The sequence below is a fragment of the Streptomyces sp. NPDC055140 genome, assembly GCF_053607285.1.
In genome coordinates this window covers 23836-49101 of sequence record NZ_JBSGTG010000030.1, presented here as the reverse complement: position 1 = coordinate 49101, position 25266 = coordinate 23836, and the positions used below count along the sequence as shown (strand labels likewise).

The window sequence follows — 25266 nt, the reverse complement described above, 5'->3', positions numbered from 1 at the left end:
GCGCCTCAGTCCTTGTCGAATTCGGCGTCGATGACATCGTCGCCACCGTCACCGCCGCTCGTGGGACCGCTGGTGGCGGCGTCCTGGCCGGGGCCGTCCGTGGTGGCGGCGCCCTGATGGGCCGTCAGCCCGGCTAGCACCTGCTGGAGTTCGGAGGTCAGGGGCCGTACGCGCTCCACGCCCGCCTCTTCCTTGACCGCCGCTCGGGCGTCGGACACGAGCATCTCGGCGCGCGCCTTCTCGTGTGCCGGCGCTGCGTCGCCCAGTTCGGCGAGGCGCTTGTCGACCTGGTATGCGACGGCGTCGAGCTCGTTGCGGGCGTCGACGGCCTCGCGGAGTGCCTGGTCCTGGCCCTGGTTGCGCTCGGCCTCCTGGACCATGCGTTCGACCTCACTGCGGTCCAGGTTGGAGCTCTCGCTGATGGTGATGCCCTGTTCCTTGCCGGTGTCCCGGTCGCGGGCCTTGACGTTGAGGATGCCGTTGGCGTCGATGTCGAAGGTGACCTCGATCTGCGGTTCGCCCCGCGGCGCCGGCCGGATGTCGGTGAGCTGGAACCGGCCGAGCACCCGGTTGTCGGCGGCCAGCTCGCGCTCGCCCTGGAGGACCACCACATCGACGGCCGGCTGGTTGTCCTCGGCGGTGGAGAAGGTCTCGCTGCGGCGCACCGGGATGGTGGTGTTCCGCTCGATGATCTTCGTCATCACTCCGCCGCGCGTCTCCACGCCCAGGGACAGGGGTGTGACGTCGAGCAGCAGGACGTCCTTGACCTCGCCCTTGAGCACCCCGGCCTGGATCGCGGCGCCCAGGGCCACGACCTCATCGGGGTTGACGCTCATGTTGGGTTCCTTGCCGCCGGTCAGCCGACGGACCAGGGCCTGGACCGCAGGGATACGTGTGGAGCCGCCTACGAGGATGACCTCGTCGATGTCGCTCTCGCCGACCTTGGCGTCGGCCATTGCCTGCTGGACCGGTCCCAGGCAGCGCTCCACCAGGTCGCCGGTGATCTGCTCGAACGTGGACCGCATGATCGAGTCCGTGAGGTGCTTGGGGCCTGAGGCGTCGGCGGTGATGAACGGCAGGCTGACCTGCGTCTGGGTCACCGAACTGAGCTCGGTCTTGGCCTTCTCCGCCGCCTCGAACAGTCGTTGCAGCGCCTGCGGGTCCTGGCGCAGGTCGATGCCGTTCTCCTTCTGGAAGTCGTCCGCGAGGTAATCCACCAGACGCCGGTCGAAGTCGTCACCGCCCAGGTGGCTGTCGCCGGCGGTGGAGCGCACCTCCACCACGCCGTCGCCGACGTCGAGAATGCTCACGTCGAAGGTGCCGCCGCCCAGGTCGAAGACGAGGACAGTCTCGTGCTCCTTCTTGTCCATGCCGTACGCGAGGGCGGCCGCCGTCGGCTCGTTGATGATCCGCAGCACCTCCAGTCCCGCGATCCGTCCGGCGTCCTTGGTGGCGGTGCGCTGAGCGTCGTTGAAGTAGGCGGGCACCGTGATGACTGCCTCCGTGACCCGCTCCCCCAGCTGCTTGGAGGCGTCGTCGGCGAGTTTGCGCAGCACCTGTGCGCTGATCTCCTCAGGCGCGTACAGCTTGTCGCGCACCTTGAAGCGGGCCGCCCCGCCGTCGCCCTCGACGACGTCGTACGCCACCGCTTTGGCCTCGTCGGAGATCTCGTCGTAGTGCCGGCCGATGAACCGCTTGGCCGAGTAGATGGTGCCCTTGGGGTTGAGGATCGACTGGCGCCGGGCCAGCTGGCCCACCAGGCGCTCGCCGGTATCGGTGAAGGCCACCACAGACGGTGTCGTGCGGTTGCCCTCGCTGTTGGGCACGACGGACGGCTCGCCGCCCTCCCACGCGGCGATCACCGAGTTGGTGGTGCCCAGGTCGATGCCCACTGCCTTGGCCATGAGGAACTCCTCCCGGTGCGGCGGCCTGCGCCGACTCTCCGGATCACGTTCGTTCAGGTACGGATGGGACCTCCGCCGGTGGTCCGCAGCCCGCCGATCAGCCGTACGGCCCCGTCGCCGACCGCCTCGTGCACGACGACCTTGTACTTGCTGGGCTGCATCGAGCGGAACGAGGCGAAATCCCGGCGCACGCCCTGCAGGGCGTGCGCCGGCATGCCGAACAGCGCGCCGACAGCTGCTCCGAAGATCAGCCCGTACAGGGCGAGGAGCAGGGCGGAGATGACGTGGTCGAGCCAGTCGACCAGGCCGAAGAGCCAGGCGATCAGCGCACCGGGAAGGTGCCCGCTCGCCGCTCCGTGCAGGACGGCCGCGGCGTAGTTCATGCGGCCGATGCCCTGCTCGACGAGGCGGACGTCCGTGCCGAAGATGGCCACCCTCGGCACGGGAAACCCCGGGTCCGAAAGGTGGTCGACTGCGCGTTCGGCTTCCTGGTACGTCTCGTACGCGGCAACCGGCCTACAAGGCTGCTCGGTCATCGCCCAGTCCTTCCTGACTGTGTGCACGACGGCCTCTAGCAGGTCCCAGACTCGCAAACCGAGCAGCTCTACGCCTGCACCTGGCAGGTCAAAGAGCAGCGGAGCGCGTCGCCCTGCGAGCACGAGACGAAGACTCCGGACATCACGGGTAAATTGGGCAGGGAGGCGCACAGGAACGGTCGCTGCCACCTCTCTGAGGGCTCCGGGAAGGGAGGAATCCCATGTCTGGCAGCCGGGCGCACAACCTCTACCGCCGCTGCCCGACCGGGAGAGCAGCCTTCCGCGGGGCAGCGCCGGGCGGCAGTCCACGGCCACGGGGAGAGGGCTCCGCCCACCCCGTTCCAACCCCCACCGATCATGCCCTCCACGAACTGATGGTGCTCTTCAGTGCACTGTCCGACACCCGCGACGAAGGCGAGATCCTGCGCCTGGCCATGGACCACATAGCCGCCGCAGGGCCATACAGCGCCGAGGCCGGCTACCTCAGCGTCGAAGGCGACCTGGTCCCCAACCCGGGGGACGGGCAGACCCATGCCTCGGCCGTGGACCGAAGGGTGCGGGAGCTGGCCGGGCAAGACGGCCATGTGACCGTACCCGGCCGACCCTGGGGCCGGGCTCTGGGGCTACGCGGACTTGAGGGACTCCATGGCTACCTCGTGGTGACGTCCCGCTCCCGACCCACCGAGGCCGAGCGCTCCCTACTCGCCACGCTCGTCCGGCACACCGCTGATGCCATGTCAGCCGCCTTCACACACCGCCACCAACGCGAGGACGCGCTGGAGCTGCACCGGCTGAGGGAGGAACGGACGGCCCTCCAGCAGCAGCTGATCTCCGTCGTCGCTGAGCTGAGGTGCCAGCGTGCCATTCACGCCCTCATGGCCGACGTCGCCGCCTCGGGCGGCGGCGAGGAAGCCATCACCCGCGCACTGCACGAGCTCACCGGACTCCCCGCGCTGGTCGAAGACCGCTTCGGTCGGCTGAGGTCCTGGACCGGCCCCAGCCGCCCGGACCCCTATCCGGAGCCGGACCCCGTGCGCCGGGACGAAATGCTGCGCGCCGTTGCCCGGGAGGTCGGGCCGGTGCGGATAAAGGACCGGCTGACAACCCTGATCCGCCCGCACGGCGAGATCCTGGGGGTGCTGGCCCTGGTCGATGCCCGAGGCGAGGCCGACGAGCACACTGTGCTCGCGCTGGAACACGCCGCCACGTCGCTCGCCCTGGAGCTCGCACACCTGCGCAATCTGGCCGAAGTGGAGCTGAGGCTGCACCGCGAGCTGGTCGACGACCTCCTGGCAGGGACGGACGAGGCGAGCGCCTACGCCCGGTCCGAGGCAGTCGGACACGACCTGCACCGCAGCCACTACATCGTCGTGGTGCAGTGGTCGAACCGCACTGCGGACGATTCCTTCGCGCAGACCGTGGGCCGAGCGGCCTCTGCCGTGGGCATGCGCTCGCTGCTGACCCGACGTTCCGACCACGTGGTCCTGGTCGCCGACGACAGGCCGCACGCCCGCGCGCTGTACGAGGCGCTCGCCCGGGAGACCGGGACACGGTCCGGGACGATCGGGGTGAGCGCCCTGTGCGACTCCCTGGACGACATCCCCCACCGCTACCAGGAGGCGCAGCGCGCCCTGGAAGTACGCCGCCACTCCCACGAGCGCTACGGCACGACATTCTTCGACGAGCTCGGCCTCTACCGCGTACTGGGACCTGGCAACGATTACCGGGAACTAGAGACATTCGTCCACGAGTGGCTCGGGCAGCTCATCGACTACGACTCCCGGCACCATACGGCCATGGTGGAGACCCTGTCCCGGTACTTCGACTGCGGCGGCAACTACGACGAGACCGCCGAATCCCTCGCGATCCACCGCAGCACGCTGCGTTATCGGCTCCAGCGCATCCGCGACATCAGCGGCAACGACCTCGCGAACGTCGAGGACCGCCTCAACCTCCAGGTGGCGACCCGAGTGTGGACCATCGTGCTGGGCGGACCTGGCTGATGCCCCGCTGAACCGACGCCGCCTTCGCCTGTGGACGACACGACGGCCGCCTGAGCATCAGCGGATGCTGCGACAGATGTCGCGGCCGGAGCCAGGCGAGCACAGAGGGCCGGACACCACCGACGGGAGACGCCCGGGTCGCGGCCCGCGCGTCACAGGGCGATGACATGGAGGTCGACCAGCTCGAGCAGCGCCCGCAGGGCCGAGCTGGGTCGCCGGGTCGACGACGTGCCGAGATACATGCTCCAGCGGAGCATGGTGCCGTGGACGTCCAGGACTTGCAGGCCGGGGGTACGGGCAACGGCGAACGCGGGCAGGAAGGCGATGCCCAGACCGTGCCGGACCAGTGCCGCCCCCATGTCGATGTCGGGCACTTCCAGTGCCACCCGGCGTACGACGCCCGCCACCGCGAACGCCCGGTCGACCACCTCGCGGTTGCCGTAGCCCGGCGGGAAGTCCACGAAGGGCTCCACGGCAAGGTCCGCAAGTGCCACCTCCCCCCGCTGCGCGAGCGGATGGGCGGCGCTCACCACCAGGACGAGCGGCACGGTGGCCAGCTCCCGTGCGTCGATCCCGGCGGGTTTGTGCTCGGGCAGCGACAGGAAAGCCACGTCCAGGTCCCCGCTGAGCAGTGCGTGCGCCAGTCCCGCCGATCCGGTCGTCGCCAGCCGCAGCCGGACGTCGATCGCCGGATGCAGCGCGTGCAGCTGTCCGAGGAGCGCAGGCAGGTCCACCACCTCGACCGAGGCCATGGCGCCCACATTCACCGTGCCGCGCAGCGTGTCCTGTGCGGCGCGCACGGCGTCCTGGGCCGCCTCGGCGGCGTGCAGGGTGGCCCGAGCCTCCGGCAGCAGCGCCGCGCCCGCCCCGGTGAGCCGGACCTGCTGCGACGTGCGCTCGAACAGCGCGCAACCGAGCTCGCGCTCCAGGGAGCGGATCGCGGCGGACACCCCGGACTGCACCACGTGCAGCCGTCGGGCGGCACGCGTGAAACTCAACTCCTCGGCGACCGCGATGAACTGCTCCAGCTGACGTAGCTCCACACGAGAAGTATCACTCACAGTGCTCGAGCCCAGCAAAAACATTCGTTGGCACTGATCCCGGCTGGTCAGGAGAATGGAAAGCGCCATCCACTTCCGCCCGAGGAGGGGTACCCCTGCCTGCCGTTCCGACGCCGCTGAGCCGTCCCACAGCCGACGCTCCCGACGACCCGACCCATCCGATCTCAGCATCCGCTCCCGCCGACCTGCCGCCCCGCGCCCCCGCCCGGCGTCGTGCCTCGCACACGACCGGCTTTTGGTTCGTGGCGGTGGCCTTCACCGTGCTTATGGCCTTCGGTACCGCGCCGACCCCGCTGTGGCCGCTGTACGAGGCCCGGGACCACTTCGGCGCGACCACGGTCACGGTGGCGTACGCCTCGATGGTCGTGGGCGCAGCGGCCGCCTTCCTCGGACTGGGACACCTGTCGGACCGGCTCGGCCGACGGCGCGTCATCGTCCCTGCGCTGCTGGTTGGCATCGTCGCGTCGGTCGTACTGATCGCGTGGCAGGACCTGCCGGGGCTGATCGCGGGCAGGATCCTGAACGGTGTCGGACTGGGGTTGATGGCCTCGACCGCGACGACGTACCTGCACGACCTCCACCACGAGGCCCGTCCGGAACGGAAGGGTTCGGTGCTGCCCGGCATCGTGGCCACCGCCGCCAACCTCGGCGGCCTGGCCTCAGGGCCCTTGGTCGCCGGAGCCGCCGCCGAGTGGCTTCCCGCGCCCCTGATCACCGCCCAGGCGATCTTCACACTCGCCATGGCAGTGTGCCTGGCGCTGGTGCTGTCCACCCCGGAGACCGTGGACCTGGAGCTGCCCGCGGCCGAACCGCCCAGCAGGTTCGTCCTGCGCCCCGGCGGCGGGCGGACGTTCGGCGCGGCCGGCGCGCTGGGCGCCTTCGCCTTCGCGATCCTCGGCCTGATCTCCTCCCTCGGGGCGAGCGTGCTCCATGGCACCCTGCACACCGACTCGCACCTCGTGGTCGGCTTGTCGGCCTTCCTCATGTTCGGTTCCGCGGCGGCCGCCCAGCTGGTGCTCGGCCGCCTCCCACTGCCCCGGGTCCTGACCGTGGGGGCAGTGGTATTCCCGGTCGGCCTGGTCCTGTGCGCCGTCGCCCTCTACCACCCGGCGCTCTACCTCTACCTGGTCGCCGTGTCCCTGTCGGGAGCCGGCTCCGGGCTGCTGTTCAAGGGAGGCGTCGAACGTGCCGTTTCAGTAGCCGAGCCCGCCTCACGCGCGGGGGTCCTCGCCGTGTTCTTCGTCGTCGCGTACCTGGGCATGGGCCTGCCCTCCGTCCTGTTCAGCATCGCCCTGCGGCATTTCGCCGTGCAGACCGCGATGATCGGCTTCGCGGCGGTCCTCTCCTGCGGCGCCGTTGTGTCGGTCGCCGTCGCGTTGCGCGACCGCGCACCCGGTCCCGGCGCGCTCTCGGCGCAGTCCGCTCGCCCCTCCTGACCTCCCCGCGGCGCATGCGACACCGGTTGTCTGGGAGGCGCGGACCTGGGCACTCGGTGCGGGCACGCGTGACACGGATCCGTTCGGGAAGGGGCCGTCGGAAAAGGACCCGGGCCACGGGCACCTCGTCGGCGGCCTACTTCACTCCGCCGATGGCAGCGGAACGGCACCTGGCCCCAGATCCACCCGGCTCCAGTCCCTGGCCGACGCGAAGGGTGCGATCACGTTGGGACCTGAGCGTCGACTCCACGGTCTGCCGAGCACACCAGCATGCGGCCGGGGCCCGCAATCAGGGCGATCGGCAGCGTCGTCACGCTGGCCGGCCTGCGCGCGGAGGACGGCCGGGACGTCCTACGGGAGATCTCCCAGCACACCGACATCGAGATGCGCCACATCGCCGAACGCATCGTGTAGTGGGCCCAGGCGGGACACCTCGCGAGCGATATCCGCCACAAGCTGGAACGCAGCATGACGACGCACGCGACCCTGCGCCCCGAACCCGGCTGACCAGTCCTCTGCCCCTTGCGCCGTCGTCAGGAGCGCGCTAGCCGGGCTGCGAGATAAGGCGCGGTGGCGCTGCGGCGAGCCCTCGCCACCTTGGCCGGCGGGCCCGCCGCGACCACCCGCCCGCCCGCGTCGCCGCCGCCCGGCCCGAGGTCGATGACCCAGTCGGCGGTGGCGATCGTGTCCAGGTCGTGCTCGACGAGGACGACCGTGTTGCCGGCGTCGACGAGCCGGTGCAGTTGTCGCAGCAGCAGCGCGACGTCCGAGGGGTGCAGTCCCGCCGTCGGCTCGTCGAGCAGGTAGAGCGCGTGCCCGCGGCGGGCTCGCTGCAGTTCGGTGGCCAGTTTGATGCGTTGCGCCTCACCACCGCTGAGTTCCGTCGCGGGCTGGCCCAGCCGCAGGTACCCCAGTCCCACCTCGCGCAACGTCTCCAGACTGCGGGAGGCGGCCGGGACGGCGGACAGGAACTCGGCGGCGGCGTCGACGGACAGCGCCAGTACTTCCGCGATGTTCTTGCCGCGGTAGGTGACTTCCAGGGTTTCGGCGTTGTACCGGGCGCCCTGGCAGGTCGGGCACGGCGCGTAGGTGCCGGGCAGGAACAGCAGTTCCACCGCGACGAATCCTTCGCCCTGGCAGGTCTCGCACCGCCCTTCGGGCACGTTGAAGGAGAACCGCCCTGCCGAGTAGCCGCGCGCCCTGGCCTCGTCCGTCGCCGCATACAGCTTGCGCACCGCGTCGAACATCCCCGTGTACGTGGCCAGGTTGGACCGGGGAGTCCGGCCGATGGGCCGTTGGTCGACCCGCACCAGCCGGTCGAACGACTCGACCCCCGACGCGTCCTGGACGTCGACCTCCAGCTGCGCCTCGTCGGGCTCCTCGGGTACGAGTCCGAGGTGGCCGCGGACGACCTCGGCGAGCACCTGCGTCACCAGCGTCGACTTTCCGGAACCGGACACGCCCGTCACCGCCGTCAGTACACAGAGCGGTACGTCGACGGACACGTCGTGCAGATTGTGGCGGGAGACGCCGCTCAGGTGCAGCCAGCCGTGCGGTGCGCGCGGGCGGTGATCGAGCGGCTGGGCACGCCCGAACAGGTACTGGCTCGTGGCCGACTCCCCGACCCGCTCAAGACCGGCGACCGGGCCGCTGTACAGCACGCGTCCGCCGCCCCCACCCGCGCCGGGGCCGATGTCGACCACCCAGTCCGCCCGCCGTACGACATCCATGTCGTGCTCCACGACGAACAGCGAGTTGCCCGCCGCCTTGAGGCGGTCCAGCACGTCCATCAGCGGTTCCGCGTCAGCCGGGTGCAGGCCCGCGGAGGGTTCGTCGAGAACGTAGACGACGCCGAACAGCCCCGAGCGCAGCTGGGTGGCGATCCGCAGGCGCTGCGCCTCGCCGGGCGACAGGGTCGTCGAGCGGCGCCCGAGGCTGAGATATCCGAGGCCCAGGTCGAGCAGTACGTCGACCCGCGCGACCAGATCGCCGCAGATCCGGACCGCGACCTCGGTCGTCTCCCCGGATCGGGCGGTCGACGTGGTGGCGTCGGCCTCGGACCGCCCCGCGACGGGCCGCAGCAGAGCCACGACCTCGGTGAGCGGCATCGCGTTGATCTCGGCGATGGAACGTCCGGCGAAGGTCACGGCGAGCGCCTCGGGCCGCAGTCCGCTGCCGTGACACTCGGGGCAGGGCACACTCCTGACGAACCGGAGCGCCCGTTCGCGCATCTTCTCGCTCTTGGAGTCGGCGAGGACGTGCATGACATGCTTGCGGGCGCTCCAGAACTTGCCCTGGTAGCCGTAGTCGACGCGGTCCTCCTCCGGCTCGATGTACACGGAGGGCTGCTCGTCCGTGTACAGCAGCCAGTCCCGGTCCTTCTTCCTGAGCCTGCGCCACGGTCGGTCGATGTCGATCCCCAGGCCGCTCACGACACTGCGCAGGTTGGCACTCTGCCACGCGCCCGGCCAGGCGGCGATCGCCCCCTCGCGGATGCTCAGCGAAGGGTCCGGGACGAGCAGGTCCTCGGCGACGTCGTGCACGACGCCCAGTCCGTGGCACTCCGGGCAGGCGCCGGCCGCGGTGTTGGGTGAGAACGACTCGGCTTCCAGCCGCTCGGCCCGGGGCGGATAGGTGCCGGCGCGGGAGTACAGCATGCGCAGCAGATTGGACAGCGTGGTGATGGTGCCGACCGTCGATCGCGAGCTGGGCGACCCGCGTCGCTGCTGCAGGGCCACGGCGGGTGGCAGTCCGGTGATTTCCTGCACGTGCGGTGCGCCGACCTGTTGCAACAGCCTTCGGGCGTACGGTGCTACGGACTCGAAGTAGCGCCGTTGGGCCTCCGCGTAGAGCGCGCCGAACGCGAGCGAGGACTTGCCCGAACCGGAGACGCCGGTGAAGGCGACCATCGCGTCCCGCGGAACGTCGACATCGATGTTCCGCAGGTTGTTCTCACTGGCGCCCCGGACATGCACGAAGCGGTCGGTCGCGTCCTTGTTCACCGTTCCTGATTACCTGATCGCACCGGGAACCGCGCGACAGGCTCCGTCACCGGGCCCCGCTCACACGAGCGTCCGGAGTATCCCGGATCCATTTTCGATACACGGCCCCTGAAAGCGTGTTGCATAAGGGTGTGGGTAGGCAGGTTGAGCTGCGGTTCGGGGCCTTGCTGGTCATGCCGTGAGGGCGAGGTTGCGCATGCAGGCGATGGCCTGGACAGCGTGGTGGAGACTGTCGCCGCGCTGCCGGCAGTCGCGGAGGATCTTGTAGTTCTTCATGCGGGCGAAGGCGTGCTCGACGCGGGCGCGGACCTTGCGGTGCTCGGCGTTGTCCGCTTCCTCGCCCGCGAGGAGGGGACGTCCTGGGCGATTGCGGTGCGGGACGTCGAGCCCGGTGTTGATGTAGGCGCCGTCTGCCAGCACGATCACGTCCTGGCAGTGTTCGGCCAGGCCGGATTCTCTCCACACGCGGGCGTCTGCCCGGTTGCCGGGCGCGGGACGAGCTGTGGCGATGACCAGTTTCGTGGCGGCGTCGATGATCTCCTGCACATTCGCCGAGAACCGTCGGTTGCGGCTGGAGGCGCCGACCTGCCGGTCACGGACCAGGATCAGCGTGCCGTCCACGATCCGCAACCGGTCCGTGGCATCGGCCGGGCGTCGGACCGGCTCGATGGCCAGCACAGGACCGAGTCGCTGAATCACCCGGCACCGGTCGCCGGTGAGACGCCGAACAGCGGCGCGAGCTGCCGCATAGTGAGGTCCGTGCGGTAATAGACAGCCACCACCAGCACCCGGTCCGCCAAAGGCAGGCACCACGGACGACCAGTCCGCGGCCCATCACCACCTCGTTCCCGGACAGCTCTCAGGAGCCTTCGAACTGCCGCATCCGCAACCCGGTGAACGTCTCCACCCACAACGGATCAGCCCTCAACACAGCACCCATGCAAGGGAAATGCCCGGCCCAAAGCCTTCTGCAACACGCTTTCAAACGGGTGGCGTCGGCGGCCGGTGAGGGTGCCATGGCTATCCGCCTCGTGCACGAGAACCGGGAAAAGACGGGCAACCTGGTCCGCACTGCGGGCCTCGAGGGCCCCGGCCGGTGGCGGGCCATAGAGAGGCACTCGGCATCGTGCTGGTGTCGGACGAGGGGACTCAACGACTGCGGTGTGAGCAGGAACGCCGCAGTGACATGGACGATCAGGAACAGCGCGGCGTAGAGGCAGTGATGCCCATGACCAAGGTGATCACGGTGACGAGGTTGAACAGGAGGCGGGCCTGCTGCCGATCGATCTCGTCGCGGTGCCCGGTGTGGCGCGGAGCGGGTGTTCGCGGTGGCGCACGCAACCGTGGCCCGGTGGTGGGGCAGGCCCTGCACGGCGAGGACGAGGAGATCTGACCGTACCGCCTGCACCTGCTGGCAGGGGCCAGCGTGTCACGCGGCGTCGGCGATACCTCGGGGGCATCCTGTGGGCACGGGCGGTCGGGGGGGGCAGCCGACGAGAAGGGTCCAGTCATGCGGGTGTCGTCTCAGGGCGTTACGGTCGTGGCTCTCCTGGCGGATCCGGATGCGCCGACGGAGATCGCGCAGCGCATGGCCCAGACACTTACTGCTCGGCTCGCCGACAAGTCGGGCCAGGGGCGACGGTTCGACGTCGAGGTGGTCAGTGAGCCCTTCACCGCAGGGACCGAGGACTTGCCCACCTTGATGCGCCGGATCATGGACCGCGGAAGAGCTGAGGATTGGGACATTGTCGTGGCCCTCACCGACCTTCCGCTGCACACGCACGGGCGCAAGCTCGTTGTGAATCTGAGTCACGAACACGGCTTGGCGCTGTTGTCTCTTCCCTCTCTGGGGGGCTTTCGGCTGTATACGAGGGCCCGGCGGGCCGTGGAAGAAGCCGTGCTGGGCTTGGCAGGCCCGAAGGCTACTGGGGCTGAAGGACCTCCGCAGAGTCAGCCGCTGCTGGGGCCCTTTGCCGGTCGACTCGCGCCCATCCACCCGGTCCCGGTCGGTGGGGAGGAGACCGCCGATCTTCGGTACGTCGTCAGCGGGCCGCGCGGTTACCTGCGGGTGCTCGTCGGTATGGTCCGCGCCAACCGACCGTGGCGGTTGGTGCCGGGTCTGTCGAAAGCCCTGGCGGCCGCACTTGCCACGGGAGCAGTCGCCACCGTGAACTCCACTGTCTGGACCCTGGCCGAGGCCCTGAGCGCGCCGCGCCTCGTGATCGCCATGATCGGGTCCGTCGGGGTCATGATCGGCTGGCTGATCGTAGACGCGCAGCTATGGCATCGCTCAGCAGAGGGCTCGCTGGAGGCGAGGCAGAGGGCGAGACTCTACAACGCCTCGACGGTCGTGACCGTGGGTATCGGGGTGCTCGTCTGCTACGTGGGCTTGATGGTCATCAACTTGGTGTGGGCGCTGTTTATCCTCAACGACCAAGTGTTCGCTTCCATGACACGAACCCCGCTGCACGCAACGGGCTACTGGACGTTGTCATGGTTCGTCGCTTCGGTCGCAACGGTGGGCGGCGCACTGGGATCGGGCTTGGAGAGCGACGAGGCGATCCGGGCAGCCGCCTACTCCAAGCGCGAACAGGAACGTCGCCTCATGCTCCAGGACGACCACGGTGACTATTTAGCCTAGCCTCGCGCTTTCACGAGGTGGGCTGTCCGATGGCTGATCAAATAAGCGAGGAGTGCCTCTGACCTGGGACGATGGGACTTGTCTAGGGTCCTGTTCGTCATCAGGAAAGCTGCACTCCTCAGGTGGGACCGAGGCTTCGACGGCAACGACTTCCTCACCGCCGTGCACGCCACCGGCGCACGGGTCCTGGGCCGTATTCGCCATCGCCGCCGCCCACCGGTCGTCAGCGGCTCGAGGACTCCTCCTACCTCTCGGCCATCGGCGGCGTCCCGGACCGCATCATCGAAGCCCGAGTGAGCATCACCTGCGCCGACGGGAGCACCTTCGAGGACTCCTACCGCCTGGCCACCACACTCCTGGACGCGCGCCGTTACCCGGCCGACCGTCTCGTGCGCCTCTACCACGAACGTTGGGAGCACGAGAGTGCCTACTACGCCTTGCGTCACACCATCCTGCACGGACGTGTGCTGCGTTCATGCGACCCGGTCGGTGTCGAGCAGGAGATGTGGTCCCTGCTCACCCTCTACCAGCTCCTGCGCCGGGCGATGGTCGAGGCGGCGGAATCCAGGCCGGGCACCGATCCAGACCGCTGCGGCTTCACCGTCGCCTTCCAAACCGCCCGAGACCTGCTGGTATGCGCGGAAGGAGTCCTCGAGCAGGGTATCGGGGAGATCGGTCGCCGGGTCCTGTCGGCCCTGTTGCCCGCGCGGCGATCCCGTGTCAGCGCCCGCAAGGTGAAGTCTCCCATCTCGCGTTACGCGGAAGGGAAGTTGGACGGCCGTCCTGACCGCAGCAAGATGGTGACATCGATGGCGATCACTCTCCTGTCGCCCCCGTCACCGGCGCCCGCACTGCCTGCTACGACCGTCCGGGAGAAGGCCGGAAACGGCAAAGCTGGCAGCCGTATGGCACGCGTCCTGGCCATCCTGCAGGCAGAACCCGAACGGCAGTGGCGCTCAAGGGAGATCGCCGAGCTCCTCGGCGACGTCACCCTCGTCGCCACCTATCGACAACTCGCCCGCTGGACCGAGAGAGGAATGATCAAGAGGGTCCGCACCGGCCGCTACTCGGCATCACACAGTGACGGATCCCTTGCATGACCTGCAAGTTCGCTAACTACCCGGCCTTGGAGGAACGCCACCGCACAGTTCCCCCCTTTCCGCATGCTCCACGCCGCGCAGTTCCTCCTGGCCGCCATCGTGTACGACGACTGCCCGGAGCACCTGCGCAACGGGTACGGGGTCCCGGACATCGACCGGCTGGTCCCCGAGGACGCGGACGCCTGTCCTGATGACGGCCGAGGGGCAGCGCAGCCTGTTCGGAGGCCGGCTCGATGAGGAACTGCGCAACGTAGAGGACCAGGTGGCCGCCACCGGCCGTGCCCGGGCCACCATCCAGCTGGTGCTGGGGCAGGTGCCACACGGTCGCGATGGCCGGGCGCGGATGCTCGACATCGTCTACGAGCTCCGTGACGACCCGCGTGCGATCGCCGGCGTTCTCGCCTCACCACTGCGGCGCTGCGCGAGGTGGCCCTGCAGCGGCCGGCGGACGCGTGGGTCGGGCAGTGACAGTGGGCATAGGGTCCGGACGCCACGCCGCGGGAGGTCCTGCCCGACGAGGAGCGACCGACCGCGTCACACTGACAGCAGGTGTGCCGACGAGACGAGGTGGTCGCGGATGAAGTTCGGAGTATCGACATTTGTCACCGATGAGGGCATTGGCCCCAAGGCGTTGGGACCCGCCCTGGAGGAGCGTGGGTTCGACTCCCTGCTGCTGGCCGAGCACTCGCATATTCCGGTCAAGCGGGAGTCCCCGTACCCGGGGGGCGGTGAGCTGCCGCGGATCTACTACCGGACGCTCGACCCGTTCGTGGCGCTCGCCGCGGCCGCCTCGGTGACCCGTGACCTGCTCCTGGGCACCGGCATCGCTCTGGTGATCCAGCGCGATCCGATCCACACCGCGAAGGAGGTCGCCTCCCTCGATCTGATCTCCGGCGGCCGGGCCGTGTTCGGGGTCGGCGCGGGCTGGAACCGCGAGGAGATGCGCAACCACGGGACGGATCCGGCCGTCCGCGGGCGGCTCATGGACGAACGCATCCGCGCGATGATCGAGCTGTGGACCAAGGAGGAGGCCGAGTTCCATGGCGACTTCGTCGACTTCGATCCCGTCTACGCCTGGCCCAAGCCGGTCCAGAAGCCCCATCCCCCCATCTGGGTCGGGGGCGACAGCGAGCGCGCTTTCGAACGCGTCGCCGCGTACGGTGCGGCGTGGATGCCGAGCGCTCTGCCGCTCGAGAAGCTGGGTGAACGCATCGCGCGTATGCGGCGGACGGCCGGTGACCGCCCGTCCGTCGTGGTGTACGCGGGCCGGCACGACCGGAAGGCGCTCGACACCTACGCCGAACTCGGCGTCGAACGCGTCCTGCTGTATCTGCCGACCCTGCCGGAGAACGAGACACTGCGCACCCTGGACGAACTGGCCGAGGCCACGTCCGGCCACCGGTGACAGCTCGCGGCTGCCGCTGAATAGGAGCTGACCGTGCCGGACATGGCCCGGGACGAGGCGCGCCGCCGGTTCATGACCGCGCGGGTGGCGCGCCTGGCGACGGTGGACGCGGGCCTGCGCCCGCATCTGGTGCCGGTCGTCTTCGCGGCCCACGGCGAGGAGATCGTCACCGCCGTCGACTGGAAGCCGAAGAGGTCGCAGCAGCTGAAACGGTTGGACAACATCGCGGCCCACCCGGCTGTCTGCCTGCTCGCCGACGCGTACGACGAGGACTGGGAGCGGCTGTGGTGGGTCCGCGCGGACGGTGACGCCCGCGTGCTGCCGCCCGGCACCCAGGGCGAGTACCCAGCGGCCGTCGCCCTGTTGCGGGAGAAGTACGCGCCGTACCGGCAGCGACCGCCGACCGGTCCGGCGCTCGTGATCGCCGTCCGCCGGTGGCACGGCTGGCGTGCCGCGTCGGGGGAGTGACCGTAAGGCAGGAGACACGCCGCCCCCGGCATCACCAGTACCGGCACCATCACGGCTCGTCGTCGCCGTTATTCGGCTACCCGACACCGCCGTTGCCCCGGAGGAGCTGGGTGTCCATCCGCCCGCCGTCCCGACACCGCTCGTCTCCCCCGGCGCGCGGCGAACGCCGCAGCTCAGCCAGGCCCGACTGCGGGTCACCCCCGCAAGAACTCCTGCAGATCGCGCAGACCCTCCCGGGCGACCCGGCCTGTCTCGACCTGGGCGTGACGGACGCCGTCTGCGCCCGGGTCCAGGCCCACTAAATGTAAGGGCGGCTCCGTAGGAGCCGGTGCACTTCACTCCGGCCTGCCGTAACTGCCCGAAGGCACGTGCCCAGGACAGCAGTTGGCGATAGCCCTCCCGGGTCGCGGAGAAGCTTCGCGTGACCGGTGCTGGTGATGACTGCCGCCACGGGACATCTTTGTACAGGACCTGTTCGTGCTGATCAGTTGTGTCGTGACGTGGATGCCTCCGCTGAGTCTTGATGGGCATGGTCGCCTGTCTCCTGATCGTCTCGGGAACACCAATGGCCGACGCCGGAACGGTGTGGCGGTCAGGACTGTGAAGGTGTCTGTCGCGAAGGCCTCGAATCCGTAGTGAAGGTGGTTCCGGAAGCCGCAGTTGGGCAACTGGGCTGTCTCTGGTGACGGACGTCTGTAAGGCCCCGGGCCCTCGAGGCCTCCCGATAGAGCGGCGCCGTCACGGTGGTGGGTTCCACGGGGCATGCGGGCGCCGGGCAGATGCCTCGGAATCTCCCCGGCCTGCGAGAGGCCTCACGAGAGAGCGGCGCGGCCAGGCGTCTCCAAGTCCCGTGAAACCCACCGTCGTATGTCGTTCGTTGTCGTCGTGGCGCGAGCCCGCCGCAGGGCGACCTCCTGTCCACCTCCGCGAGCCACGAGCTCTGGCGCAGACAGAGGCCCCTGGGTGCGCTGGTGTCGCGAACGGCTACCGAGGTGGCGGACCGACCGAGTCCTGGGATTAGGACGCCGCGTGACCCGCATGAGCTCGTGACCTGGATAAACGCTCGACGATGGGAGAACGTGTGACCGTGTTCTGCGGGATCGACTGGGCAGAGAGGCATCACGACATCGCGCTGGTCGACGAGTCCGACGAACTGCTGGCCAAACGGCGGATCACCGATGACGCTGCCGGCTACCGGATACTGCTGGAGCTCCTGGCCGAGCACGGTGACAGCCCTGAGTCGCCGATCCCGGTGCCATCGAGACCAGCCGCGGCCTGCTCGTCGCAGTCTTGCGGACCGGCCGCCGCAAGGTCTTCGCGATCAACCCACTTGCCGCCTCCCGCTACCGCGACCGGCACGGCGTGTCTCCCAAGAAGTCAGACCCGGGCGACGCCCTCGTGCTGGCCAACATCCTCCGAACCGACATGGCCGTTCACCGGCCGCTGCCAGCGGACTCCGACCAGGCCCAGGCCATCGCGGTACTGGCTCGGGCTCAGCAGGACGCCGTCTGGAACCGCCAGCAGATCGGCAACCAGATCCGCTCCCTGCTGCGCGAGTACTACCCCGATGCCCTCGATGTCTTCCTGGCCAAACAAGGCGGACTGGCCCGCGAGGAAGCCCGCATCATCCTTGCCAAAGCGCCGACGCCTACAGAAGGCTCACGACTGTCGCCGAGTCAGCTGCGCTCCGCACTCAAGCGCGCCGGTCGTGTCCGTAGCATTGACGAGGAGGCTGACCGCCTACGCAGCGTCCTGCGGGCCGAGTACGCCCACCAGCTCGCGGCTGTCGAGAATGATGACGCTCCTTGAATCTGGTTCTGACCGCAGTTCCGTGAAGCTCATGGTCGGGTGAGGATGCGGATCCGGAGGAGCCGGAAGGACGCTCGGTTGTACATGCTCCTCTTGATTGTTTTCACCCTGTTCACGTTGCCCTCGACGACGCCGGAGCTCCACTCCAGGGTGAGCCCGCAGGTGACGGCGTCGAGGTCTTGGCGGAGGAAACCGGCGAAGCCGCGGACTGGTGCGGGGGCGTCTTGTTCGGCCTGGCGGATCCAGTCCATCAACAGGTGCCCGCGTCGATGGGTGACGAGGTCGTGGAAGACACGGGCCAGGTCACAGGCCCGGGTGATGTCCGGGCAGGCGAGCCGGACCTGGAGGAGTCGTTCCTCGTGCTTCGGGCGGAGGTCTTCCCGGCGGCACATGATCCACGAGGTGATTCGCCGAGGGCTGGGGATGTCGGCGCGGACAGGTTCGGCGGTGCCGTCACGGAGGGCGGCGAAGTGCTTGCGGATGGCCTGGACGCTGCCGCGGTAGCCCTGTGCGCGGATCTCAGCGAGAACCTGAGGTGCGGTGACGCTGCCGCCGGTGTCGGTGAAGCGCGCGGTGGCGTATGCCTTGAACGGGGCGAGGACGCCGGTGGGTCGACGATCGCGGGCAGAGGCCAGGAGGATGTCGAGGTCGGTGTCGCGGAAGCGGCGCACAGTTTTCCGGTCCAGGTGGAGGCGACGGGCGATGGCGCTGATGGTCCAGCCTGCATTCACCAGTCGGTGGACGTCGGCGTGACGCTGCCGGGTGCGCTCGATGATCTGGGTGCGGGGCAGGTCGGCGGGCGGCAACTCGGTGATCGTGACGGTCGCTGTCACCGGCACCTCCGTCTCCCCCTCCGCATGTTTCCGCAGGCAGGAGCGGTGTTGATGGCAGGTCTTCTCCACGGCCGCACCGAGATTCTGCAGCAGGTGCCACCGGTCGGCGACCTCCAGGACGTCCGGTGCGGCCTCCTTGATCGCCTTGCTGTAAGAGGTGGCGCGGTCCCGGCAAATGATCTCGGCGCCAGGATGCTCGGTGAGCCAGGCGGCGAAGGTATCGGACTCGCGGTCGGGCAAGACGTCGACAACGCGGCCGGATTCGACGTCGACCAGCAGCGTGCCGTACCGCTTTCCCTTACGGAAGGCGAAGTCGTCGACACCGAGCACACGCGGCGCCCGTTCGGGGACGGCCGGCTCCGTAAGCAAGCTCAGCAACCGGGTCCGGCCCACCTTCAACCGCAGCCGCCGGCACAGCCGTTGACCAGGACGACCACCCAGCTCGACCGCGACCGCGTGCTGCCACTGCTTGAGCCCGAGACTGGAACGCCGGTACCGCTCGCTGAGCTGGGCGACCTGCTCGACGAACGTCCGCCTCGGACACCGACCGCGATCGCAGAAGAACCGCCGGACCCGTAACCGTACGGTCAGGCCCCGCCCGTTCACCGGCAGCCCGGCCAGGCCACGCTCGTACGACGAGTGCACCCTCGACGCCTGCGAGCGGCACCCTGGACACCGTGGTGGCGGCCCGCACGCGACCGCTTCTACGACCAAGCCCTCGACGGCCTCGGTGACGCGCGTCAACCGCGCATTGATACCGAAGAACAGCACATCAGCGAACGATTCGACCCCCATGCGCAGGATGTCCCCCGCAGAAACGTTCCGGCATGCCGCCCCTGACCTGGGCATTCACGGAACTGCGGTCAGAACCGTTTTCAAGAATCGCCATCAAGAACGCCTTCGGCAAGCAACTTCTCGCTCTGCTGAAGCAGTTCGAAGCAGCCTGCCAGCCCAGTGAAGACCTCGCCGAAGCAGTTGACGCCAGCTTCCGCGAGCACCCCGATGCCGAGATGCTCCTGAGTTTCCCGGACGTCGGCGTCCAACTCGCGGCACGAGTTCTCGCCGAGACCGGCGACGACCGCAAGCGCTTCTCCGACGCCCGCGGACTGAAGGCATACGCCGGATCCGCGCCGATCACCCGCGCCTCCGGCAAGAAGCACTATGTCGGACGCCGCATGGTCAAGAGCAATCGCCTCCACCAAGCCGGCTACCTCTGGGCCTTCTCCTCCCTGCGCTCATCACCCGGCGCGCAGTCCCACTACCGCCACCGGCGGGATATCGGCGACTGGCACGCGCAAGCTCAACGGCACCTGTTCAACCGCCTGCTCGGGCAGCTGTTCCACTGTCTCCAGAAGCGAGTCCTCTTCGACGAGGAACGTGCCTTCGCTCCGCCCTCGCACTCATGATTGGCAGCTGCTACTTGACTTCTTCGGATCCCGAGATGTCTATCGGGACACGCCCACCGTTTCGGTGACAGCACGCACCGCCTCAGGCAGCAGTCGGCAGATCAAACGCAAGACATCAGGGCCAGTCGTATCGCGGGCCAGACCACCGCCCAAGGCGGCACCCCAACATCCTCACAGCGGCCTCTACGGGGAGGCAGGCGACGATGTCGACGCGTTCGTCGCCGATGAGCCGGCGGCCCAGGTCCGCCAGCACGGTGCGCGTGACGTCTTCGGCCCGCTCCCCGGTGGGATACGCGCCTTCGTAGCGGATTCTCTTCCACCATCTGCTGAAACGTCACGCCGGGCCGGGCAGCGGCCGATTCACGCAGCGGAAGCATCGGAGGGCGGTTGCCTTTCTCATTCAAGGGCGATTTCGCCGGCAGGGTGGGCCAACGTTGGCCGGCCCGCCCAGCTGATTTGCGTGAGCGGCGCACGCTCACGGGCTTAGGTGTGCTCGGGATGGCCGAAGAGGAGGTCGTAGCCCGGGGGCAGTTGGAGCAGGATGCGGTGGGTAAGGTCCTCGCCGGCGGCGTCGGCGGTCACGCTCAGCACGGCACTGACGTCCCAGGCCGCGGTCTGCTCCGTGGCTCCCTCGATCCACGCCGCGGTCGCTCGCACGAACCGCTCGGTCGACAGCGGCTCGGTGGCCTGCAGCGGGTTGAGAAGAATCACGGCGAAGGTCTCCGGGAGCCTGGCGGCCAGCTCCGCCCGGACCACCCCCACCAGATGTGCGCCCAGCAGGGCCAGAACGGTGCGTGCGGAGCGTTCGGCTTCCTGGGGTGTGGCGTACTTGCCGCGTTCCTGCACGTGGCCGAGGAATGCTTCCCATCGCATGGCCACCACTGCTCCTTCTGCATCGTTGCGCGAAGGACGGAGTGCGGAGGACGGGGCCGGAAGGGGAGGTCGATGCCCGTCCTCCGCCGTAGGTGCGGTCGGGAGTTGGCTCCTCAGCCGCTGATCTGCTTGTGGTCGGACTCCCCGCCGATTGCGATCTTGCGAGGCTTGGCGCGCTCAGCGATCGGGATGCGCAGCGTCAGCACCCCTGCTTCGTAGTCGGCGGTGATTCGCTCGGTGTCCAGGGTGTCCGCCAGCACCAGCTGGCGGGAGAAGACGCCCAGGGGCCGCTCGGAGAGCTCCATCTGCACGTCGTCCACCTTCGCGGCCGGGCGGCGCTCGGCCCTGACGGTGAGCATGTTCCGTTCGACGTCGATGTCGATCGCGTCCTTGGCGACACCGGGCAGGTCGAGGGCGATCACGTAGTCCTCGCCTTCGCGGTAGGCGTCCATCGGCATCGCCGAGGGCCTGGACCAGGTGCCGGTCACCCCCGTCAGCTGCTGGGCGAGCCGGTCGAGTTCGCGGAACGGGTCAGTGCGCATCAACATCACGAAACACCTCCACAGGTCTGGCAGAAACTGCCAATGCGCTTCACCTGACACCGTTGTAACATGTCATCCAACCGATGACAAATGAAACGTCGTCCAAGGGGTGACGCGTCTGAGAGGATCTCCATGACCGCTTCTCCCAAGCGCCGTGCCCCCACCTCGTTCCCCGCCGCCGCGGAAGCGCTGAGCGCGATCGACGAAGCCGTCCGCGCCGCCCAGGCCGGCAAACACCCGCAGGACGGGCAAGCCAGTGCGGACCAGGCCCTGGCCGCGCTCCTCCTCCTGCGTGAACTGCGCGACCAGCTCGCGGGATGGGAGCCCGGGTTGATCGAGGCAGCCCGGGCAGCAGGATCCAGCTGGGCCGACCTCGCACACCCCCTGGGCGTGGCCAGCCGCCAGGCCGCGGAGCGGCGCTACCTGCGCGTACGCCCCGGCGCCCCCGGCATCACAAGGGAACAACGCGTACAAGCCACCCGCAGCCGCCGCGCCGCCGACCGCACGATCACCGCTTGGGCCCGGACCAATGCCGCCGACCTGCGACAGCTCGCCGGCCAGATCACTGCCCTCACCGACCTCCCCGCCCAGGCCCACGCCCCCCTGGCCCGCCTCACCGAAGCCCTCGCCGACAACGACGCCGCCAACCTCATCGCCCCACTTGCCGACACCCACACCCACCTCAAAGCCAACCACCCTGACCTCGCGGCCCGCATCGACGCCATCAACCGCAACGATGACCGACCCCGCCAGGCCGGCAACGATCACGGCTGAACCCCACGCCCCCAGACGGCACACTGATCCCCACAGCGCCGGGGAAGTCACCTCGCGCTCCGGACCGTTGGCAAGCGGGCTGTCCCAGCGCACTGCCTCGGCTGTCCTGCCGCTCCGCCTTCTTCGGAGAGCACGGAACAACCGGGCTGTCCGGCCGAAGGTCAAGCCTTGAGAGTGGTGGGCTCGTAGCACCGTCCGTTGCGGGGGACGTTGACGCGGGGGCGGGCGAAGGATCATCCATTCGGCCCGTAGTAATTGCCGTAGGACGGAGTTGGGGGTGGGCTGTCAGTGCGCCTGGCGGTAGTCGCGGGCGCCAAGAGGGCGGGGCGCCTGCTGCCGAACGCGCGGGGCCAGCCCTCGTCGACCCACACGAGATTTGGAGATCCCCATGCCCTACCGCAAGGGACAGCAAGTGGAGTACCGGGACCAGCAGGACGAGCTTCAGCGGGGCGAGATCCGCAGCGCCGAGGGCAGCGGGGCGCAGACGCGCTACGCCGTCCAGAACGAGGCGACCCTGCGCGAAGACAAGGTCAGCGAGCACCAGATCGAGCGGGAGCTGTAGTACCACCCCCGCCGACGTAGCCCGCCGTTGCACCGAACCAAGGCGCAACGGCGGGCTCCTGGATTCCTGCGACAGCCGCGGTAGCCGGCATTCCGGGCAGACATAGTCGAGGTAACTGATGTCGCTGAATTCCGCAAGCAGGTCGCTCGCACGTCTGCCGACGTCCTTGGTTGAAGCGAAAAAGACGGCCGTCATAAACGGGCGGAATCCGGGTAAATCAGCCAGTGTTGTCCGCTGCGGTGAACCCGAAACGCGCCCCATCTCAGTCGTGTTGCCCGCACCCGCTGCTCCTCGCGAGCAGAGCCGACGTCCCGTTCCAGGGGTGTGCGGCTCACCGCCGTCGCGAGGTCTTCCAAGGCCCGCTTCTGCAGTTCCGCCCCACGCCGCACCACCGGACTCCGGTCCCCGTCGGCAGCGCCCTCCCACACGTGGAGCGCCTCCTCCACGCGCCCCCAGTCCGGATTCCTGTGCTCACGCACATCGACTGCCGCCTGCGCGGTGTCCGCCTCCAGGGCCTCGGCGAACCGCTCCGCCTCGGGGACGAAACGACTGTCAGCCCGCAGGACGTCGCTCTCCATGAGCATTGCCGCCCGGCCGAACCCCTTGAGCGCCGTCCCTTCGCGGAACTCCGCCGGAAAGCTCTCCTGATGACTCGCGAACGCCCAGGGCACGCAGCCCGGAATAGCTCAGGGCCACGTTCGGCCAGGCCGCTCCGGGGGCCCACCCGTTGGCCGCTGTGGCCACCTGGGGTGCCAGGCGCCGCAACATGCGGCGGTCGTCCGCCGGGTCGTCGATACGTAGCAGGAAGTAGGCGCCGGTGTAGGGCGAGGGCCGTTGCCGCAGCAACGTGCCCAGGATGTCCGCCAGGTCCAGAACCTGTGCCTGGTCGTCCTCCACGTCGCACCCGTCCAGCGCGGTGGGCGTGCAGGTCCCCGGAGACTCTCCGAAGCTGGATCAGGCGGATACCTCTCACCGAAATGGAGACATCATGCGCATTGTCGTTGTGCCACGGCCCGGCATGGGTGGGTGCACCCGCCAAATGAACGAGTGAGTTTCACGTGACGCTCGGGCTTGCGCCCAAGAAACCTCACCCCAAGGTCCCACAGCGTCACGGCGAGGGCGGAAAGTCCTACCTGACCGTGATCCAGGGGCTGGCCGCCCTATCACTGGACGCCCTCAGCTCGGTCGCGTACGGCCCGGAGGCCATCGTCGTCGTGCTGGTGGCCGCCGGTTCGGGCGCGCTCACGGCGATGCTGCCGATCACCCTGGTCATCGCCGGGTTGCTGGCCGTCCTGGTCGTCTCCTACCGCCAGGTGATCGCCGTACACCCGGACGGCGGTGGAGCCTACGCGGTGGCGAAGAAGGATTTGGGCAGACCGGTCAGTCTGATGGCCGCTGCCAGCCTCATCATCGACTACGTCCTCACCGTCGCCGTCAGTCTCGCCGCCGGCGCCGCGAGCCTCGCATCGGCGTTTCCCGTCCTTTCCGATCACCTTCTGGCCGTATGCCTGATCGCGCTGTTCGTCCTCACCGTCGTCAATCTGCGCGGCATCGCGGACAGCGCGCGGGTGCTGATGCTGCCCACAGTGCTGTTCATCGTCAGCGTGATCGGTGTCATCGTCGTGGGGCTGTTTCGGGCCCATCCCGCAGCCACGGTCGGAACGTCCCAGTCCTTCCCCGCCGTCGAGGCGCTGGGCGTGCTCCTGGTGCTCAAGGCATTCTCCGCCGGATGCTCGGCGCTGACCGGGGTGGAGGCCATCGCCAACGCCGTTCCGATGTTCCGCCAACCACGCGTCAAGCGGGCGCAACACACCGAGCTGATGCTGGGGTTGCTGCTGGGCGCCATGCTCATCGGGCTGTCGTTGCTGATCCGCCGCCATCACGTGGTGCCACGCGGCGGTGTGACGCTGCTGGCCCAGCTGACCGCCGGCGCCTTCGGGACCGGCTGGGCCTACTACGCCATCAGCCTCATCGTCGCTCTCGTACTGGGCATCGCCGCGAACACCAGCTTCGGCGGCCTTCCGGTCCTGATGAGCGTCCTCGCCAAGGACGACCGTCTCCCTCACCTGTTCGCCCTCCGCTCGGAGCGGCCCGTCCACCGCTGGGGCGTCGTGGCCCTGGCGGTGCTGGCCGGCGTCATGCTGGTCGTCGTCAGCGCCGACACCCAGCGCCTGATCCCGCTCTTTGCCATCGGCGTCTTCGTCGGCTTCACCATCAGCCAGATCGGCCTCGTCCGGCACTGGAGCATGCAACGCCCCGACGGCTGGTTGCCCCGGGCGTTGATCAACGGCGTCGGGGCTGTGCTGACCGCCGCCGCCGGAATCGTCCTGCTCGCCACCAAGTTCCTGGCCGGTGCCTGGATCGTCGTCCTCATCGTGCCGCTGCTGATGCTGCTGTTCTCCCGGATCGAGCGCTATTACACGCGCGTTCGCGACCAACTCAGTTGGGACGGCACTCCGCCACGCCCCGCACGAAGCCACAGTCTGGTCATCGTCCCCCTGGGCAGGGTCGACAGGGTCGCCGCCGCCGCCCTCAACGCCGCGTCCTCACTGGGCGATGAGGTCGTCGTGGTCGCCGTCTTCGACGACCGGACGAAAGCAGACGCCATGCGCGCCGACTGGCGCGATGGGACCCCGGCCCACGGCTCGACATCATCGACAGCCCTCAGCACTCCCTGGTGCATCCAGTCATCGGCTACGTCGAGCAGGTCACCCGCAACGGCAGGCAGGTCGCCGTACTCATTCCCCAGGTGGAACCCCTGCACGCCCGCTACCGGATTCTCCAGAACCAACGAGGCATTCTCATGGCCGGCCTGCTGAGTTCCCGCACCGACGTAGTCGTATGCCTGCTCAAACTCCAGTTGGACCTGTAACCCCGGCACTCACGTGACGGCGCCCCCAGTGGCACACCA

General features: G+C 68.9%; 19 protein-coding genes and 6 pseudogenes. 14 read left to right on the top strand and 11 right to left on the bottom strand.

The window, feature by feature from the left end; translation table 11 throughout:
• Positions 1-5: 5 nt before the first annotated feature.
• Both dnaK and ACWFR4_RS38555 read right to left on the bottom strand, forming a co-directional pair.
• Positions 6-1904: a molecular chaperone DnaK gene (dnaK, locus tag ACWFR4_RS38560; RefSeq protein WP_266742421.1), complete on the bottom strand. Its 1899-nt coding sequence runs from the start codon at positions 1902-1904 to the stop codon at positions 6-8.
• A gap of 53 nt (positions 1905-1957) precedes the next feature.
• The gene (locus tag ACWFR4_RS38555; RefSeq protein WP_453656391.1) at positions 1958-2440 is read right to left on the bottom strand and encodes a general stress protein; all 483 of its coding nucleotides are present in this window, start codon (positions 2438-2440) and stop codon (positions 1958-1960) included.
• A gap of 374 nt (positions 2441-2814) precedes the next feature.
• Here ACWFR4_RS38555 and ACWFR4_RS38550 point away from each other — a divergent pair, with 374 nt between their 5' ends.
• Positions 2815-4443: a PucR family transcriptional regulator gene (locus ACWFR4_RS38550; protein WP_453465461.1), complete on the top strand. Its 1629-nt coding sequence runs from the start codon at positions 2815-2817 to the stop codon at positions 4441-4443.
• A 152-nt stretch (positions 4444-4595) separates the two neighbouring features.
• Here the strand turns inward: ACWFR4_RS38550 and ACWFR4_RS38545 are convergent, their stop codons facing one another.
• Positions 4596-5486 (bottom strand): LysR family transcriptional regulator, encoded by an 891-nt coding sequence (locus ACWFR4_RS38545; RefSeq protein ID WP_453465463.1) that lies wholly within the window; start codon positions 5484-5486, stop codon positions 4596-4598.
• 266 nt (positions 5487-5752) lie between these two features.
• Between ACWFR4_RS38545 and ACWFR4_RS38540 the strand changes: the two genes are divergently transcribed.
• Complete coding sequence (locus tag ACWFR4_RS38540; RefSeq protein ID WP_453656390.1) at positions 5753-6940, top strand: MFS transporter; 1188 nt, start codon at positions 5753-5755, stop codon at positions 6938-6940.
• A 270-nt stretch (positions 6941-7210) separates the two neighbouring features.
• On the top strand, positions 7211-7354 hold the full coding sequence (locus ACWFR4_RS38535; protein WP_383685038.1) for a hypothetical protein: 144 nt from the start codon (positions 7211-7213) through the stop codon (positions 7352-7354).
• Positions 7355-7473: 119 nt separating this feature from the next.
• On the opposite strand, the gene uvrA is transcribed toward ACWFR4_RS38535, so the two are convergent.
• Positions 7474-9942: an excinuclease ABC subunit UvrA gene (gene uvrA / locus ACWFR4_RS38530; protein ID WP_453656389.1), complete on the bottom strand. Its 2469-nt coding sequence runs from the start codon at positions 9940-9942 to the stop codon at positions 7474-7476.
• Between the two features lie 171 nt (positions 9943-10113).
• Positions 10114-10882 (bottom strand): annotated as a pseudogene (locus ACWFR4_RS38525) (transposase family protein).
• A 246-nt stretch (positions 10883-11128) separates the two neighbouring features.
• Between ACWFR4_RS38525 and ACWFR4_RS38520 the strand changes: the two are divergent.
• The 6 genes from ACWFR4_RS38520 to ACWFR4_RS38495 all read left to right on the top strand — a co-directional run bounded on the left by ACWFR4_RS38520 (position 11129) and on the right by ACWFR4_RS38495 (position 15556).
• Positions 11129-11335 carry a hypothetical protein gene (locus ACWFR4_RS38520; protein WP_453656388.1) on the top strand — a complete coding sequence of 69 codons (207 nt, stop codon included), beginning with the start codon at positions 11129-11131 and terminating at the stop codon, positions 11333-11335.
• A gap of 117 nt (positions 11336-11452) precedes the next feature.
• On the top strand, positions 11453-12583 hold the full coding sequence (locus tag ACWFR4_RS38515; RefSeq protein ID WP_453656387.1) for a hypothetical protein: 1131 nt from the start codon (positions 11453-11455) through the stop codon (positions 12581-12583).
• Between the two features lie 293 nt (positions 12584-12876).
• The gene (locus ACWFR4_RS38510) at positions 12877-13683 is read left to right on the top strand and encodes a hypothetical protein (RefSeq protein WP_453465468.1); all 807 of its coding nucleotides are present in this window, start codon (positions 12877-12879) and stop codon (positions 13681-13683) included.
• Positions 13684-13746: 63 nt separating this feature from the next.
• Positions 13747-13920, top strand: coding sequence for a hypothetical protein (locus ACWFR4_RS38505; protein ID WP_382608031.1), 174 nt, complete (start codon positions 13747-13749; stop codon positions 13918-13920).
• Between the two features lie 340 nt (positions 13921-14260).
• Complete coding sequence (locus ACWFR4_RS38500) at positions 14261-15088, top strand: LLM class F420-dependent oxidoreductase (RefSeq protein ID WP_326715573.1); 828 nt, start codon at positions 14261-14263, stop codon at positions 15086-15088.
• A 33-nt stretch (positions 15089-15121) separates the two neighbouring features.
• Entirely contained in the window at positions 15122-15556 is a 435-nt protein-coding gene (locus tag ACWFR4_RS38495) for a TIGR03668 family PPOX class F420-dependent oxidoreductase (RefSeq protein ID WP_453656386.1), read from the top strand.
• Between the two features lie 306 nt (positions 15557-15862).
• Here ACWFR4_RS38495 and ACWFR4_RS38490 read toward each other — a convergent pair.
• Positions 15863-15973, bottom strand: a pseudogene (locus ACWFR4_RS38490) (IS110 family transposase); the annotation flags it as partial.
• Positions 15974-16625: 652 nt separating this feature from the next.
• Here ACWFR4_RS38490 and ACWFR4_RS38485 point away from each other — a divergent pair.
• Positions 16626-17350, top strand: a pseudogene (locus ACWFR4_RS38485) (IS110 family transposase); the annotation flags it as partial.
• Between the two features lie 44 nt (positions 17351-17394).
• On the opposite strand, the gene ACWFR4_RS38480 reads toward ACWFR4_RS38485, so the two are convergent.
• Entirely contained in the window at positions 17395-18993 is a 1599-nt protein-coding gene (locus ACWFR4_RS38480) for an ISL3 family transposase (protein ID WP_453656385.1), read from the bottom strand.
• An 89-nt stretch (positions 18994-19082) separates the two neighbouring features.
• Here ACWFR4_RS38480 and ACWFR4_RS38475 point away from each other — a divergent pair.
• A pseudogene (locus ACWFR4_RS38475) lies at positions 19083-19604 on the top strand (transposase); the annotation flags it as partial.
• A 175-nt stretch (positions 19605-19779) separates the two neighbouring features.
• Here ACWFR4_RS38475 and ACWFR4_RS38470 read toward each other — a convergent pair.
• From ACWFR4_RS38470 to ACWFR4_RS38460, 3 genes and pseudogenes are all read right to left on the bottom strand, one after another.
• Positions 19780-19927, bottom strand: a pseudogene (locus ACWFR4_RS38470) (DUF2267 domain-containing protein); the annotation flags it as partial.
• Positions 19928-20087: 160 nt separating this feature from the next.
• The gene (locus ACWFR4_RS38465) at positions 20088-20477 is read right to left on the bottom strand and encodes a DUF2267 domain-containing protein (protein WP_383005084.1); all 390 of its coding nucleotides are present in this window, start codon (positions 20475-20477) and stop codon (positions 20088-20090) included.
• A gap of 113 nt (positions 20478-20590) precedes the next feature.
• Positions 20591-21025, bottom strand: a complete 435-nt coding sequence (locus ACWFR4_RS38460; RefSeq protein WP_382628028.1) for an Hsp20/alpha crystallin family protein — start codon at positions 21023-21025, stop codon at positions 20591-20593.
• A gap of 126 nt (positions 21026-21151) precedes the next feature.
• Here ACWFR4_RS38460 and ACWFR4_RS38455 point away from each other — a divergent pair, with 126 nt between their 5' ends.
• Both ACWFR4_RS38455 and ACWFR4_RS38450 read left to right on the top strand, forming a co-directional pair.
• Positions 21152-21793 carry a type III effector protein gene (locus tag ACWFR4_RS38455; RefSeq protein ID WP_453465473.1) on the top strand — a complete coding sequence of 214 codons (642 nt, stop codon included), beginning with the start codon at positions 21152-21154 and terminating at the stop codon, positions 21791-21793.
• 388 nt (positions 21794-22181) lie between these two features.
• Entirely contained in the window at positions 22182-22355 is a 174-nt protein-coding gene (locus ACWFR4_RS38450; protein ID WP_159032399.1) for a hypothetical protein, read from the top strand.
• A gap of 191 nt (positions 22356-22546) precedes the next feature.
• On the opposite strand, the pseudogene ACWFR4_RS38445 reads toward ACWFR4_RS38450, so the two are convergent.
• Positions 22547-22966 (bottom strand): annotated as a pseudogene (locus tag ACWFR4_RS38445) (FUSC family protein); the annotation flags it as partial.
• Positions 22967-23413: 447 nt separating this feature from the next.
• Here ACWFR4_RS38445 and ACWFR4_RS38440 point away from each other — a divergent pair.
• The gene (locus ACWFR4_RS38440; RefSeq protein ID WP_453656384.1) at positions 23414-25174 is read left to right on the top strand and encodes an APC family permease; all 1761 of its coding nucleotides are present in this window, start codon (positions 23414-23416) and stop codon (positions 25172-25174) included.
• Positions 25175-25266: the final 92 nt, after the last annotated feature.

What these genes read in the sequence shown, in the direction of transcription:
- dnaK (WP_266742421.1), bottom strand. Translation starts at nt 1,904, where the DNA reads ATGGCCAAGGCAGTGGGCATCGACCTGGGCACCACCAACTCGGTGATC.
- ACWFR4_RS38555 (WP_453656391.1), bottom strand. Translation starts at nt 2,440, where the DNA reads ATGACCGAGCAGCCTTGTAGGCCGGTTGCCGCGTACGAGACGTACCAG.
- ACWFR4_RS38550 (WP_453465461.1), top strand. Translation starts at nt 2,815, where the DNA reads ATGGTGCTCTTCAGTGCACTGTCCGACACCCGCGACGAAGGCGAGATC.
- ACWFR4_RS38535 (WP_383685038.1), top strand. Translation starts at nt 7,211, where the DNA reads ATGCGGCCGGGGCCCGCAATCAGGGCGATCGGCAGCGTCGTCACGCTG.
- ACWFR4_RS38520 (WP_453656388.1), top strand. Translation starts at nt 11,129, where the DNA reads ATGGACGATCAGGAACAGCGCGGCGTAGAGGCAGTGATGCCCATGACC.
- ACWFR4_RS38515 (WP_453656387.1), top strand. Translation starts at nt 11,453, where the DNA reads ATGCGGGTGTCGTCTCAGGGCGTTACGGTCGTGGCTCTCCTGGCGGAT.
- ACWFR4_RS38505 (WP_382608031.1), top strand. Translation starts at nt 13,747, where the DNA reads ATGCTCCACGCCGCGCAGTTCCTCCTGGCCGCCATCGTGTACGACGAC.
- ACWFR4_RS38500 (WP_326715573.1), top strand. Translation starts at nt 14,261, where the DNA reads ATGAAGTTCGGAGTATCGACATTTGTCACCGATGAGGGCATTGGCCCC.
- ACWFR4_RS38480 (WP_453656385.1), bottom strand. Translation starts at nt 18,993, where the DNA reads ATGGGGGTCGAATCGTTCGCTGATGTGCTGTTCTTCGGTATCAATGCG.
- ACWFR4_RS38465 (WP_383005084.1), bottom strand. Translation starts at nt 20,477, where the DNA reads ATGCGATGGGAAGCATTCCTCGGCCACGTGCAGGAACGCGGCAAGTAC.
- ACWFR4_RS38460 (WP_382628028.1), bottom strand. Translation starts at nt 21,025, where the DNA reads ATGTTGATGCGCACTGACCCGTTCCGCGAACTCGACCGGCTCGCCCAG.
- ACWFR4_RS38455 (WP_453465473.1), top strand. Translation starts at nt 21,152, where the DNA reads ATGACCGCTTCTCCCAAGCGCCGTGCCCCCACCTCGTTCCCCGCCGCC.
- ACWFR4_RS38450 (WP_159032399.1), top strand. Translation starts at nt 22,182, where the DNA reads ATGCCCTACCGCAAGGGACAGCAAGTGGAGTACCGGGACCAGCAGGAC.